The sequence below is a fragment of the Armatimonadota bacterium genome (genome assembly GCA_031432545.1).
In the GTDB taxonomy this organism is placed as follows: Bacteria; Sysuimicrobiota; Sysuimicrobiia; order Sysuimicrobiales; family Sysuimicrobiaceae; genus Caldifonticola; species Caldifonticola tengchongensis.
Map to the genome: position 1 here is coordinate 47081 of JAVKGX010000008.1, position 13301 is coordinate 60381.

Below are 13301 nucleotides of genomic sequence, written 5' to 3' on the forward strand. Positions count from 1 at the left end.
ACGGTTTCTCGGAGGTCTCGATGGCGCAACTGGTGAGGAAAGCGGCCGCGGCCGTTACCGGTCTGGTGACCGGATTGGGGGTCACGCTGCAGAACATCGTGCGCCCCAAGGTCACGGTGATGTACCCGATCGAGAAGTCGAACGTGTCGCCGCGGTGGCACGGGCTGCTGGCTCTGCCGATCGACACCGAGACGGGCAACGACAAGTGCATCATCTGCTTCCAGTGTGAGCGTATCTGCCCCAGTCGCTGCATCCACATCGAGGCGCAGGGCAAGGGCAGGGACCGGGTACTGACACGGTTCGACATCGAGATGGACAAGTGCCAGTACTGCGGGTTGTGCGTGGAGGTCTGTCCGACCGAGGCCATCGTTTTCATCCCGCACTACGAGGGGAGCACCTACAACCGGGCGAACTTGCTCTACGACCTCGAAGACCTGCACCGCGCCGCGCCCAAGGAACCGGTCGCGAGGGGAATCGTGGGATGATCGGGACGAGCAGGAACCCCGCAGGCGGTCACTTCCCCGACGAACTCGTCAACAGGCTGCGGGAACGGTTCCCACAGGTCCGCGACGCCGCCCAGGCGGCTAGGGAAGCGCTGGAAGCGTTCGAGCGTGAGCAAGCGGAAAAGCAGCGGCAGTACCAGGAGGAGGTCGAGCGGGCCAAGGCGGAGGGGAAACCCGCTCCCCGCCCGCCGCGCAGGGAGGAGCCGCAGGTCCCGCGTTACAAGACACCGACGCTCGAAGTCCCACGTGAGATCTTCAAGGAGATCATGCGTTTCTTGCGGGACGACCCCGCGTCCCGCATGGACTACCTTTCCTTCGCAAGCGCCATCGACTGGAAGGACCGGATGGAGTGCACCTACCACCTGTGGTCCACGGAGCACAACCACGAGGTGCTGATCAAGGTTCCGGTGGATCGGGACGAACCGCGTATCCCCACGGTCAGCGACCTGTGGATCACTGCGGAGTGGCACGAGCGGGAGACCTACGACCTGTTTGGCGTCGTCTACGAAGGCCATCCGGATCTGCGCCGCATCATGATGACGGACGACTGGAAGGGTCACCCGCTGCGCAAGGATTACGTCTACGAAGAGCCGGAGTGGCTGGTCCAGATCGCCAAGATCCGGCAGGGCGAGGTCGCCGGCATCGAGACGCCTATCGGCGAGCGCGCCTGACGCACGGCCTCGGCGCCGCATCGCCCAGCCCCTCCGACAAGATTGAGACGTTCACCTCCTGGGCATCGGTTCGTTTTCGGTCCCCTCTGGGTTGCTCGACGGACGACGAACCCTGCGTTCCGCAGTCCTCGGCGCACGCTCGCTGCGCACCCCACCCCGGACGCGTGCGGCGACGTAACCCCGAAGTCCTCGGCTGAGAAGTCGAAGCCGGATCTTTACACAGTTGCCGCACGGTAGGAGTAAGCTTGCGGTAGGAGGCCGTCGCATGCGCCCGTCCGGGGTGAGGTTCGTTTACGGCGTGGTCCTGGGCCTGACAGGTTTCGGCGGATTCACGATCGGATCCGCACCGTGGGGAGTCCCCTTGTGGCTGCGCGACGCGCTGGGGGTTCGCATCCCGGTGGAATTGCTGGGCGAGCGGATGTTTCGCATGCTGCCCCCCGTGTGGTTCTCGATCCTCGTGAATGCGTTCGAGGATTTCGGCCGCCGCCACTTCGGCATCGAGCACTTCGGCAAGCTCTTCGCGCTGATGTCGGCGAACCTGGTCATCGCGGGGATCGCAGGAGCCGGCGCGCTTGCGGCGCACGGCGTGCTCGCGGCGCGGGGCTTGCGGGGTCTGCGGGCCGGTGCGCTCGTCGCGGCAGCCGCATGGCTCGCGTGGGGCGTCGTCCTGGTACCGCTGTTCGGAGGCGGTTGGATGGGCACGGGTGCAGGACCCGTACCGTCGGTGTGGGCGATGCTGCTGGCCGGGAGCGCGCTGTACGGTATCGGCATCGGCTATCTGGTGGCGGGAAAGCCCTCACCTCGGCGCGCCCCTCCGACGGAGCCAACGCCGCCGGGTCGTGGCCTCCAACAGGGAAGGGCCGGTGGACAGGGGGGACAGCCACCGTTCCGCGCAGCAACCGCGGACGGCGACGAGCGCGTGAGCCGGCGTGAAATCCTGACCCGATGCCTTGCTATCGTCGGTGGGCTGGCCGCCGGGTCGGCGCTCGCGACGTGGTTGTCCCATCTCGTCTCGCACACGGCGGCGTGGGCGCAGTCGGTGATCTCACGGATCCAGGGGATCCCACCCGAGATCACACCGAACGACCGCTTCTACACGGTGAGCAAGAACTTCTTCGACCCCGACGTCAACATCCGGAACTGGACACTGGAGGTCTCCGGGCTGGTAGAAAACCCGCTGCGCCTGACGATCGACGACCTCAAGAGCCTTCCGACGTTTTCTCGCCCCCATACGTTTGCGTGCATCAGCAACCCCGTTGGCGGCGACCTGATCGGCAACACGATCTGGAAGGGCGTTCGGGTTCGCGATCTCCTCTCTCGCGCGAGGCCCAAGCGGGAGGCGCACAAGGTGGTCTTTCGATCCGCAGACGGCTACCACACGGCCGTGCCGCTCGCGGACCTGATGGAACCCGACGCGTTCTTGGCGTACGAGATGAACGGCGGGATCTTGCCCCGCAAGCACGGGTTTCCGCTACGCGCGGTGATTCCGGGACTGTTCGGGATGAAGAATCCCAAGTGGATCACGAAACTGGAACTGACCGACAAGGACCATGTCGGGTATTGGGAGGCGCAGGGCTGGTCGGACGAAGCCGTCGTGAAGACCATGTCCAAGTTCACGACCCCGACCCACGGGGCATCCCTCCCGGCGGGTCCGATCGGTGTCGGCGGGGTCGCGTACGCGGGCGACCGCGGAATCTCGATGGTGGAGGTAAGCTTCGACGACGGCAGGACGTGGCGGCGCGCCGAGGTGAAGCCGGCCATGGGCAAGCACTCCTGGGTACTGTGGGGAGTGTTCTGGGACGCGAAGCCGGGCCGCTACACGTTGAAGGTTCGCGCACGCGACGGCGTCGGCACCCTCCAGGAAGCGAAGGTCTCTCCGCCGTTGCCCGACGGGGCCACGGGCTACCACACGATCCGCGTGACGGTTCGCTAGGGAGTACCGAGGGGAGGCGCCGGCCCGATATCGTGCTTCGGGTACGTGATACGCTAGATTGGCGCCCCTGGCTGGGTCGCTGCGGTGGACAGGCGATGGCGGATCTGAGTCGGTTGCGGGGTTCGATCGTCCCCCTCGTGACGCCCTTCCGAGACGGGCGTGTAGACGAGGAGGCGTTGCGCGCTCTCATCGAGTGGCAGATCGCGTCCGGCAGCCACGGGATCTCAGTCACGGGCACGACCGGGGAGCCGACATCGCTGGTGGTCGAAGAACGCGAACGGGTGATCGAGATCGCGGTGCGGACGTCGGCAGGGCGGGTTCCCGTCGTGCCGGGAACGGGTTCGAACAACCACGAGGAGACGCTGCGATTGACCGCCCACGCCGAGCGCCTCGGAGCCGATGCCGTCCTCGTCATCGTCCCCTACCACGTGCGCCCGACCCAACGTGGACTGTACGAGCATTTCCGGACCGTGGCCAGGTCCACCCGGCTGCCGGTGATCGTCTACAACATCCCGGGCCGTACGGCCGTCAACCTGGAGGTCGAGACGCTGGCGCGCCTGCGACGGGATTGCGACAACATCGTCGGGGTGAAGGAGTCGAACAAGGATTTCGAGCACGTCAACCGCGTCCTGCTGCGCTGCGGGCGTGACTTCCTCCTTTTCAGCGGCATCGAGCTGCTCTGCTATCCGATGCTGACGATCGGCGGCTCCGGGTTCATCAGCGCGACGGCGAATCTGGTGCCGGATCGCGTCGCCCGGATGTACGAGCTGTGGCAGGAAGGTGACTGGCGGGCCGCTTTGGATCTGCACTACGAATTGATGCCGCTCAATGACGTGCTGTTCGTCGAGACCAACCCCGGTCCCGTGAAGTACGCTCTGAGCCTGCTCGGCCGCATCGCGCCCGAGATCCGGCTCCCGCTGGTCATGCCCTCAGAGGAGAACCGCGGGAGGATTCGGGATGCGCTGCGCGCTTACGGGCTGCTGGGGGATCCTGTAGCCCCCCACTGGCCATCCGCCGCGCAACACCGATCGTCATGAAGCAGGTCCGCTTCGCGACCGAGGGCACGGTTCACGTCGGGGAGTTGCGCGACGGGTTGCTGTTCGACCGTGGAGGCCGCGCCTACGACCCGGACGCGGTGGTGTGGCTGCCGCCGGTGGTGCCGACGAAGGTGGTCGGGCTGGCACTGAACTACGCCGACCACGCGGTCGAACTCGGGATGACTCCGCCCGAAGAGCCGGCACTGTTCTTCAAGCCGCTCTCGGCGCTGATCGGGCATCGCGCGCCCGTCGTCTACCCGTCTGGGGTCGAGTACCTGCACTACGAGGTCGAGCTGGCAGTCGTGATCGGCCGCACGTGCCGGCGCGTCCGGGCCGCCGACGCGTACGAGGTCGTCCGCGGGTACACGATCTTCAACGACGTGACCGCGAGGGATTTCGTCCGGAACTTCTACCGCCCCCCGGTGCGCGCGAAGGGATACGATACCTTCGGACCGGTCGGCCCGTGGGTCGTCGAGGGGGAGATCGGGGATCCGCACCGCTTGACGCTGCGGGCGTACGTGAACGGTGAGCTGCGCCAGGAGGGCACGACCGCCCAACTGATCCACCGCGTTCCCGATCTGGTGGAGTTCATCTCCTCGATCATGACGCTCGAACCGGACGACCTCATCCTGACGGGTACACCGAAGGGGATCTCGCACGTCCGTCCAGGGGACGTGATGCGGATGGAGATCGAGGGGATCGGGGTCCTCGAGAACCGCGTGATCTCCGAGGAAGACGCGCAGGGCCCAGTGAGGAGGACCGCTTGACGGTGCGCAGGCAGCCATCGGCGTCGCTCGAACCTGCCAGACACTTTATCGCCGGAGAGTTCGTCGACGGCGTCGCGGGGCGGGTGTTCGAGACGCTGAACCCCGCGACGAACGAACCGATCACGGAGGTGACCGAGGGGACGGCGGAGGACATCGATCGAGCGGTGCGCGCGGCGCGGACGGCGTTCGACGAGGGCCCCTGGCCACGGATGCGGGCCGCTGAGCGGGCCAAGTACCTGCGGCGCATCGGCGACCTCATCAACGCCCACGTCGAGGAGATCGGGTGGCTGGAGACCTTGGACACCGGGTTGCCGATCTCCCAGTCCGGAGGTGCGCAGATCCCGCGCGCGGCGGAGAACTTCTACTTTTTCGCCGAGATGGCCACCCGCATCCAGGGCGAGTCCTATCCGAAAGACGGGGAGTTCTTGAACTACACCGTCCGGCACCCGGTGGGGGTGGCGGGGCTGATCACGCCGTGGAACACGCCGTTCATGCTCGAGACTTGGAAGGTCGCACCGTGCCTGGCCGCCGGCAACACCTGCGTTTTGAAGCCGGCCGAATGGTCGCCGCTTTCGGCGACGAAACTCGCCCGGATCATCCAGCAGGCAGATCTTCCACCCGGTGTGTTCAACGTCGTCCATGGTTTCGGGGAGACGGCGGGTGCCGCTCTCGTGGCCCATCCCATGGTCCAGCTGATCTCGTTCACCGGCGAGACCCGGACCGGCATGGAGATCATGCGCAACGGTGCTGCGACGCTGAAGCGGTTTTCGATGGAACTGGGTGGGAAGAACCCCACGATTGTCTTCGCGGACGCCGATCTGGAGCGCGCGCTGGACGCGGCCATCTTCATGATCTTCTCTTTGAACGGGGAACGGTGCACGGCAGGGTCGAGGCTGCTGCTGGAGCGGCCGATCTACGACATCTTCCTGTCGCAGTTGCGAGAGCGCGTGGCAAGCCTCCGGGTGGGCGATCCGTTCGACCCCGAGACGGAGGTCGGCCCCCTGATCCATCCCGACCACTGGGAGCGGGTGCGCGGCTACATAGACGTGGCACGAGAGGAGGGCGCGCGGATCCTCTTGGGCGGCGACCGCCCGCCGGGTCTGGAGCGGGGCAACTACTTCGAGCCGACCTTGATCACTGACGTGCGACCCGGCACCCGAATCGAACAGGAGGAAATCTTCGGCCCCGTACTCGCGGTGCTGCCGTTCGGGACGGAGGAGGAGGCCATCCGAATCGCCAACGGTGTGCGGTACGGTCTCGCAGCGTACCTTTGGACCCGGGACAACCGGCGTGCGCACACCGTAGCCCAGGCCATTGAAGCGGGGATGGTGTGGGTGAACTCACACAATGTGCGGGACCTCCGCACCCCCTTCGGGGGCATGAAGCACAGCGGGATCGGGCGCGAGGGTGGAGTGTTCTCGTTCGAGTTTTACACTGAGTATCAGACGGTTCACGTGGCGTTGGGGCGACACGGCATCCCGCGGATGGGCCTCGGCCGGCCGGCGGGTCCGCCGCGACCGTGACGGACCACGGGAGGGAATCGAACATGGGCGCAAGGACGGGCGCGCAGTTCCTCGACGGCATCCGCAACCGGCCGCGCGAGCTGTGGATCGAAGGGCAGCGGGTCTCCGATCCGGTCGAGCACCCAGCGTTCCGAAACATCGTCCGCAGCATCGCCGCTTTGTACGACATGCAGCACGACCCGAAGCTGCGCGACGAGATGACCTACACGTCGCCGTCCAGCGGCCATCCGGTGGGGCTGTCGTTCCTGATGCCGCAGACCCCGGACGACCTCGTCCGCGTGCGGCGGATGATGAAGCACTGGGCCGACTACTCCGGCGGGTTCATGGGACGGACACCCGACTACCTGAACCGCGCGCTGGTCGGCTACGCATCGGCGGCCGACTACTGCGCCGAGAACGATCCGCGGTTCGGTGAGAACATCCTCAGGTACTACGAGTACGTCCGAGAGAACGATTTGTGTCTGACCCACACGCTGATCAACCCGCAGGCGAACCGGTCCGTCGGCCCCGCCCGCCAGGCGGACCCGTTCCTGGCAGCGCGGATCGTTGAGGAGAATGCCCGAGGGCTGGTGGTGCGCGGCGCTCGGATGCTGGCGACGCTGCCTGTGTCCGACGAGATCATGGTCTTCCCGTCTACGCTGCTGAAGGTCGGCGAGGAGGACGCGCCGTACGCGTTCGCGATCGCAATTCCCAACGACACGCCGGGCCTGCGCTTCCTGTGTCGGGAGACGTTCGACTACGGCAAGTCGCCCTTCGATCACCCCCTCGGATCGCGTTTCGAGGAAATGGACGCGGTCGTGATCTTCGACGACGTACAGGTGCCGTGGGAACGTGTGTTCCTGCTGCGCGACGTCGACAAGTGCAACCGCGCGTTCGCCATGACGGGGGCGGTCGCCCACATGGCGCACCAGGTGGTCACGAAGAACGTCGCCAAGACCGAGTTCCTGCTCGGCGTCGCCTCGCTGATCGTGGACACGATCGCAATCGAGCAGTACCAGCACGTGCAGGAGAAGATCGCGGAGATCATCATCAATTTGGAGGCGATGCGGGCGTTCCTGCGCACGAGCGAGGTCGAGGCGCAGGTCAATCGCTGGGGCGTCGTGCAGCCGGCGTGGCCGCCGCTGGATGCCGCCCGCAACGTGTATACGCGCATGTACCCGCGGATGGTGGAGATCCTGCAGCAGTTGGGGGCGTCGGGATTCATGGCCATCCCGACCGAGAAGGACGTGAGGGGTCCGCAGGCAGAGACGATCCGCCGCTACTACCAGGCAGCGCGGGCGGATGCGATCGACCGCATCAAGATCTTCCGCCTGGCGTGGGACATCGCGATCAGCGCGTTCGGTTCGCGGCAGGTGCTGTACGAGCGCTTCTTCTTCGGCGATCCGGTGCGGATGGCCGGTGCGATGTTCAACTCCTACGACCGCAAGCCCTACATGGAGCGCGTGCGGGCGTTCTTGGAGCGCGCAGAGCGCGAGACCCTGGAACCCCAGACAGCGGAGGTGGGAGGGGAGTGAGCCGTCCTCCACAGCCCGCTGCCAGGGGAGAGAGCCCAGACAGAAGTGCGAAAGCACGACTCGGGGTCGTGGCGCTCTGAGGGAGAGGGCGTGTGACGGAGGACGACAACCTCGCACCAGACCGGCAGGCGCAAGGGGTCGACGCGGCAGAGTTCCGCCGGGTCATGGGGCTGTTTGCCACCGGCGTCACCGTGGTCACCGCGCACGGCGCCGACGGCGTGCACGGGATGACGGCCAACGCCGTGATGTCGGTTTCGTTGGACCCGCTGCTGGTCTGCGTGTCCATCGACCGGCGCGCCAGGATGAACGACTTCCTGCAGCGTGCGGGCGGGTTCGCGCTGAACATCCTGACGGACGAGCAGCAGGCCCTGTCGCAGTACTTCGCCGGAGCCTGGCCACACGAGCGTCCGCCCGAGTATCGTTTCGAGCCCTGGGTCGGGGGCCCGCGTCTGGTCGGCGTGCTGGCGGCCGTCGGGTGCGCGGTCCACGATGTCCTGCCGGGTGGGGACCACCGGCTGTTCTTGGGCCGCGTGCTCGCGCTGCACCGTTCCCCGGGCCGGCTGAGTCCGCTGCTGTTCTTTGGGGGCCGCTATCACCGCCTCCGCCAGGCGGAGACCGCGCCGCGTGACCCGGTGGAGGTCTGGAACCCGGAGGAGGTGCAGATCTTCTACGGGGACTAGGGGGAGTCGGGAGGTGGCGCGGTGGACCTGACGCCGGGAAGGCCCCCGTTCGACATCCGTCGGGCCGGGCACATCGAGTTCCGCGTGACGGACCTGGGGCGTGCGCGATCCTTCTACGTGGACTTGCTGGGCTTCGTGGAGCAGGATCGCGACCACGACCGCATCTATCTGCGCGGCTACGAGGAGCTCGAACACCACAGCCTCACCCTGAGGCGCGCGGGTTCCGCCGGTGTCGGACACATCGCGTTTCGTGTCGCCTCCGGTGAGGACCTGGAACGCATCGAACTTCTGCACCGGCGCAATGACCTTCCTGCGCGATGGGTCGAAGGAGAGGAGGCGGGGCAGGGCAGGGCGCTGCGCGTGCAAGATCCATCGGGGCTTCCGGTCGAGTTCTACAGCGAGATGGCCCGCGCCGACCGCCTGCTGCAACGGTTCGACCTCTACCGCGGTGCGTTTGTCATGAGGTTGGATCACTTCAACTGCCAGGTGCCCGACGTCTCAGCCGCCGCGCGCTGGTACCAGAAGGAGCTGGGTTTCGCGTGCTCCGAATACACGGAGAGCGCAGACGATCCACCGCAGCTGTGGGCGATCTGGTTGCACCGCAAGCAGAACGTGCACGACATCGCTCTGATGAACGGAACCGGCCCCCGCGTCCACCACGCCGGCTTCTGGGTGCAGGACCCGTGGAGCGTGATCCGGGCCTGCGACGTGCTCGCCGCTGCCGGCATGACGGACCGGATCGAGCGTGGCCCGGGGCGGCATGGGCTGTCGAACGCGTTGTTCTTGTACCTGCGAGATCCCGACGGGAACCGGATCGAGCTGTACACCGGGGACTACCTGATCGCCGACCCCGACTGGCCACCGATTCGCTGGTCGATCAACGACCCGCGCCGGGCCACGTTTTGGGGTCACACGCCGCCCACCTCGTGGTTCGAGGAGGCCTCCCCGGTCGAGTCGACGGCGGACGGCTCGCTTGTGCCGACGCGGCCTCCGTTGCTGCGGGATCGCCCTGACTTCGTGACGTAACACAACTATGGATGCGACGGCCCTTCTCGTGAGAGCGGGATGAGCGGCCGGGGGCCGGACACCTTCCGGCCGATCTGGATTCCATGGAACGCCGACTCTTGGGCCGCACAGGACTGAGCGTCCCCGTGATCGGGATGGGGACGTGGAAGACGTTTGACGTCCGCGACGCCGAGGCAGAAGCCATTTGCCACGAAATCGCACACGAGGCGGTCCGAGCCGGCGCGAACTTCTTCGACAGCTCCCCGATGTACGGTGAGGCGGAGCGTGTGCTCGCGGACGCCGTCCGACCCATGCGCGACACGGTGACCGTCGCGACGAAGGTCTGGGCCGAAACCGAAGCGGAAGGGCGGCGGCAGATCGAGCGCGCGCTGCGGTGGTTCGGCGGGCGGGTCGACGTCTACCAGGTCCACAACCTCGTGTCGACCGAACGCCACCTATCCTATCTGGAGGATCTGCACGTGCGCGGGCAGGTGCGCGCGATCGGTGTGACGCACTACACCCACGCCGCCTTGGCCGAGATCATCCGCTGGATGGAGAGCGGGCGGGTACATTGCGTACAGGTCCCGTACAACGCGGCGGACAGGGCCGTCGAGCGTGAGGTGCTGCCGCGGGCGCAACAGCTGGGGATCGGCGTCATCGTGATGCGGCCGCTGGGAGGGGGAGGGTTGGCCCGCCGCAGCCCGCCGGTCTCGGAGCTCCGACGGTTCGAACCGTTCGGCGTCCAGACGTGGGCGCAGGTGCTGCTCAAGTGGATCGCCAGCGACGCGCGGGTCCATGTGGTTATTCCGGCCACGTCCCGGCCGGGACGGATGACCGAGAGCGCCGTCGCCGGCGACCCTCCCTGGTTCGACGAGGAGACCCGTGAACGGATCAGCGCACTGGCGAGTAGGTAGGCAAAGCACGCCGGGCGGTCACTCCGGGGCCTCCACGGTCAGCGGAGCGTTGAAGTCGAACAGGCGAGAGGTCATGTAGTGCGAGGGCGCGGCCATGAGCAGCTTGTGCACACGGAAGGTCCGGTTCCCGATCCAAGCGGCCATGGCCGCCGTGCCGTCGGGAGTCTGCCACAGGACGACGCGACACATCTCCTGCTCGCACCGGTCCTCGCGCCCGAGGGTGGCGTGCTCCACGCCTTGCATGTAGACGGCCGGCCCGCGTGCGGAGAAGGGCTCGGGCAGCACGTCGCGCGTCCACGCGCCGCCAGGCCGTCGGAGGTAGCGCGTGGCGCCGATCAGGACGACGGTGGTGCCGTCGGCGGATTCCAGGCGCGCGCGATCCGGTCGCTGAAACGCGTAGCGCGTGACGACGAAGCCGGACGCGCCGTCGGTGAGCTGTTCGGTCTCCCGCCATGTCCTGAGGCCTTCGATCGTCAGCTGGGCGCGCCGCAGCAGACGGAACGCGTCGAGGTCTGACGCCCAGCGTATCTGTCCGGCCAGGTGCGGGAAGCTGGTCCCCGCATCGGCGCGTCCGGTACGCCGCAGCAGCACCTCGATCTCCCAGTAGCCAGGTAGGCCCACAGCGCCGCCGTCGACAGCGTAGACTCCGGGATCGGTACGCGCCAGCACCAACGTCGCCGGCGCGACGTCCTCGTCGAGCTTGCGCAGCCGCAGCAGCACGCGGTCTACGTCCACGGGCTGACCGGACGGGTCACGCACGGTCACCACGAACCGGTTCCATCCGGGTGTGCCGGGTGCGACTTCCAGCCGCACGTGCACGTCGCCGGCTGCGCCCGCCAGGGCCAGCGGAGGACGTTCGGCCGGGCGTTGGACGGTGCGGGCAGGGGGTGTGATCGTCAGCACGGCTACGGCGAGCAGCACCGCGGCACCGAGGGCGCCCTCGGCGCCGACCAAGGCGACAAACCGCTTCCGCGCGGCCGGCCCAGTGACCCCTCCACCCAGCCGCGGCAGGAGCCAGAAGCGGTTGAGCGCTCCCAGCGCGGTCAGACCCACCACGAGCACCACCTTCACCGCCAGCGAGCGGCCGTAGAGGCTGTTGCGCAGAGCCGCCAGGTCCGGAACGTGCAACCACGCTGCGTACGCGCCCGTCACGAGGAGTACTGCCAGGCTCCAGCCCGCCAGCCGAGAGAACCTCCGCGCGAGGGCAGGATGCACGGCGGCGTCTTCCGCTTCCGTCCGCAGAACCACCCACAGGCACGGTAGCCCCCCGATCCACACCGAAGCCGCGACGAGGTGGATCCAGTCGGCGGCCACCGCGACCGGTCCTGCACCCCAAGCGTGCGCGTTGACCGTCAGGCTGAACAGCAGGACACCCGCCGCCAGCACCGGCGTCCAGTCCGCCGTGTCCTCTCGGGCGCGTTCAAGCGCCACCTGTGCTCCCACGATCGCGACGCCGATGGCCAGCAGCAGGTGCGGCAGGTGGGCCGCGGAGACCAGTCCGGACGGACCCCCGGACAGCCCGGCCACCAGCGACAGAAACGCAACGGCGAATACAGCAGCCAGCTGCGCGACGCGTCCCGGGCGCGTCGCCGGTGCGAGCAACAGCGCTGCCATGCTCAGGCGCACCAGAACGCTCAACCCGGCCTGCGTGGTGGCCAGCAGCGTCCACAGTAAGCGCTCGCGTAAGACAGTCCAGATCGGAGCCCCGACCAAGACCGAGGCGTTGACGCCGAACTCGGCTACCGTGCCGATGATGACCGCGGTCGCGGCGAACCTGGCGAGCCGGACGAGCCGGTCCTCGACGTCCGTCGGAACGGCACCAGGCTGGAGGGCGAATCGCCGGAAGAAGACGACCCCGGCCAACAAGGTGACGGCGAGGTATCCGATCCATCGAAAGGCCACCTGCGCGGGCGGCGGGGGGGCCGGGCCCGTCACCACCGCACCGGCGGGGGCCTCCCCGACGCCGAAGACCAGCAGCCCGCTCGTGGTGTGTCCGTCCACCTGCGAGAGCACCCGCCAGCGCACCGTGTAGGAGCCTTGAGGGAGGGGCGGCAGTGACACGGTGATGGTTCGGCCATCCTCGGAGACCGAGTGGCCCGTCGAGCGGATGGCTCCCGAAGGGTCCAGGACTTCGGCCGAACTGAGGGTGAGGTGGACCGGCTCGCTGAAGGTCAGCACCACCCGCGACGGAGGCTCGGCGAGGGAGGCGCCATTGGGCGGGTTCGCGCTCTGCAGGATGCCGTGGGCCAAGACGGGCGTTCCGACCCATAGGGTGATGACGATGGCCAGCAGCGCAGGCGTGGCGCGGGAGGGAAGGCTCATCAGGGCCTCACGGTGAACCGGAACTCTCCCCGGGCCACGTAACCGTCGTCGGCGGAGACAGCCTTCCACCGGACTGTGTACCGGCCGGCACCGACCGGACGCAGGCGTGCGGCCATCGTGTTGCGGTCCAGGTTGTCCAGCTCGACGCCGCCTTTACCGTCGTCCACGCGCCGACCGCGGCCGTCCCACACGGAGATCGCGCTCGTGGCCGGATCGAGTTCCTCGTTGAACCACGCGCGCACGACGCGAGGAGGCGAGCGCAGGGTCGCACCGTGGCGGGGCTCGGACTTCAGCAGCCTTGCATGGGCCAGCGCGGTGGCGCATGCGGCCCCCGTCAACAGGAGGATCAGGCAGGCGGCGATACGGTAGGTCCGCATCCCTCTAGTCCTCGGCAGATCCCGGCGGTGCCGGTGTCGCGACTCCTACTCACAC

12 protein-coding genes are annotated in these 13301 nt (G+C 67.6%); 10 read left to right on the forward strand and 2 right to left on the reverse strand.

Translation table 11 applies throughout. From position 1 onward, the window contains the following. Positions 1-20 precede the first annotated feature (20 nt). From QN163_08410 to QN163_08455, 10 genes are all read left to right on the forward strand, one after another. On the forward strand, positions 21-485 hold the full coding sequence (locus QN163_08410; GenBank protein MDR5684031.1) for an NADH-quinone oxidoreductase subunit I: 465 nt from the start codon (positions 21-23) through the stop codon (positions 483-485). Further along, positions 482-1174 carry an NADH-quinone oxidoreductase subunit C gene (locus QN163_08415; protein MDR5684032.1) on the forward strand — a complete coding sequence of 231 codons (693 nt, stop codon included), beginning with the start codon at positions 482-484 and terminating at the stop codon, positions 1172-1174. The genes QN163_08410 and QN163_08415 overlap by 4 nt, the downstream gene beginning before the upstream one ends. 265 nt (positions 1175-1439) lie before the next feature. Beyond that, positions 1440-3107, forward strand: coding sequence for a molybdopterin-dependent oxidoreductase (locus QN163_08420; protein MDR5684033.1), 1668 nt, complete (start codon positions 1440-1442; stop codon positions 3105-3107). A 95-nt stretch (positions 3108-3202) separates the two neighbouring features. Continuing rightward, complete coding sequence (gene hpaI / locus QN163_08425; protein ID MDR5684034.1) at positions 3203-4144, forward strand: 2,4-dihydroxyhept-2-ene-1,7-dioic acid aldolase; 942 nt, start codon at positions 3203-3205, stop codon at positions 4142-4144. Further along, positions 4141-4911: a fumarylacetoacetate hydrolase family protein gene (locus QN163_08430; GenBank protein MDR5684035.1), complete on the forward strand. Its 771-nt coding sequence runs from the start codon at positions 4141-4143 to the stop codon at positions 4909-4911. Before hpaI ends, QN163_08430 begins: the two co-directional genes overlap by 4 nt. 2 nt (positions 4912-4913) lie before the next feature. Continuing rightward, positions 4914-6434 (forward strand): 5-carboxymethyl-2-hydroxymuconate semialdehyde dehydrogenase, encoded by a 1521-nt coding sequence (gene hpaE, locus QN163_08435; protein ID MDR5684036.1) that lies wholly within the window; start codon positions 4914-4916, stop codon positions 6432-6434. 23 nt (positions 6435-6457) lie between these two features. Beyond that, a complete protein-coding gene (hpaB, locus tag QN163_08440) occupies positions 6458-7948 on the forward strand; it encodes a 4-hydroxyphenylacetate 3-monooxygenase, oxygenase component (protein MDR5684037.1) in 1491 nt (496 codons plus the stop codon). A gap of 92 nt (positions 7949-8040) precedes the next feature. Beyond that, complete coding sequence (locus tag QN163_08445; GenBank protein MDR5684038.1) at positions 8041-8628, forward strand: flavin reductase family protein; 588 nt, start codon at positions 8041-8043, stop codon at positions 8626-8628. Between the two features lie 27 nt (positions 8629-8655). Further along, positions 8656-9654: a 3,4-dihydroxyphenylacetate 2,3-dioxygenase gene (gene hpaD / locus QN163_08450; GenBank protein MDR5684039.1), complete on the forward strand. Its 999-nt coding sequence runs from the start codon at positions 8656-8658 to the stop codon at positions 9652-9654. 83 nt (positions 9655-9737) lie between these two features. Beyond that, positions 9738-10547, forward strand: a complete 810-nt coding sequence (locus QN163_08455) for an aldo/keto reductase (protein ID MDR5684040.1) — start codon at positions 9738-9740, stop codon at positions 10545-10547. A gap of 18 nt (positions 10548-10565) precedes the next feature. Here QN163_08455 and QN163_08460 read toward each other — a convergent pair whose 3' ends face one another. Both QN163_08460 and QN163_08465 read right to left on the reverse strand, forming a co-directional pair. Further along, positions 10566-12869, reverse strand: coding sequence for a copper resistance protein CopC (locus QN163_08460; protein MDR5684041.1), 2304 nt, complete (start codon positions 12867-12869; stop codon positions 10566-10568). After that, positions 12869-13246 carry a copper resistance protein CopC gene (locus QN163_08465; GenBank protein MDR5684042.1) on the reverse strand — a complete coding sequence of 126 codons (378 nt, stop codon included), beginning with the start codon at positions 13244-13246 and terminating at the stop codon, positions 12869-12871. Before QN163_08465 ends, QN163_08460 begins: the two co-directional genes overlap by 1 nt. Positions 13247-13301 lie beyond the last annotated feature (55 nt).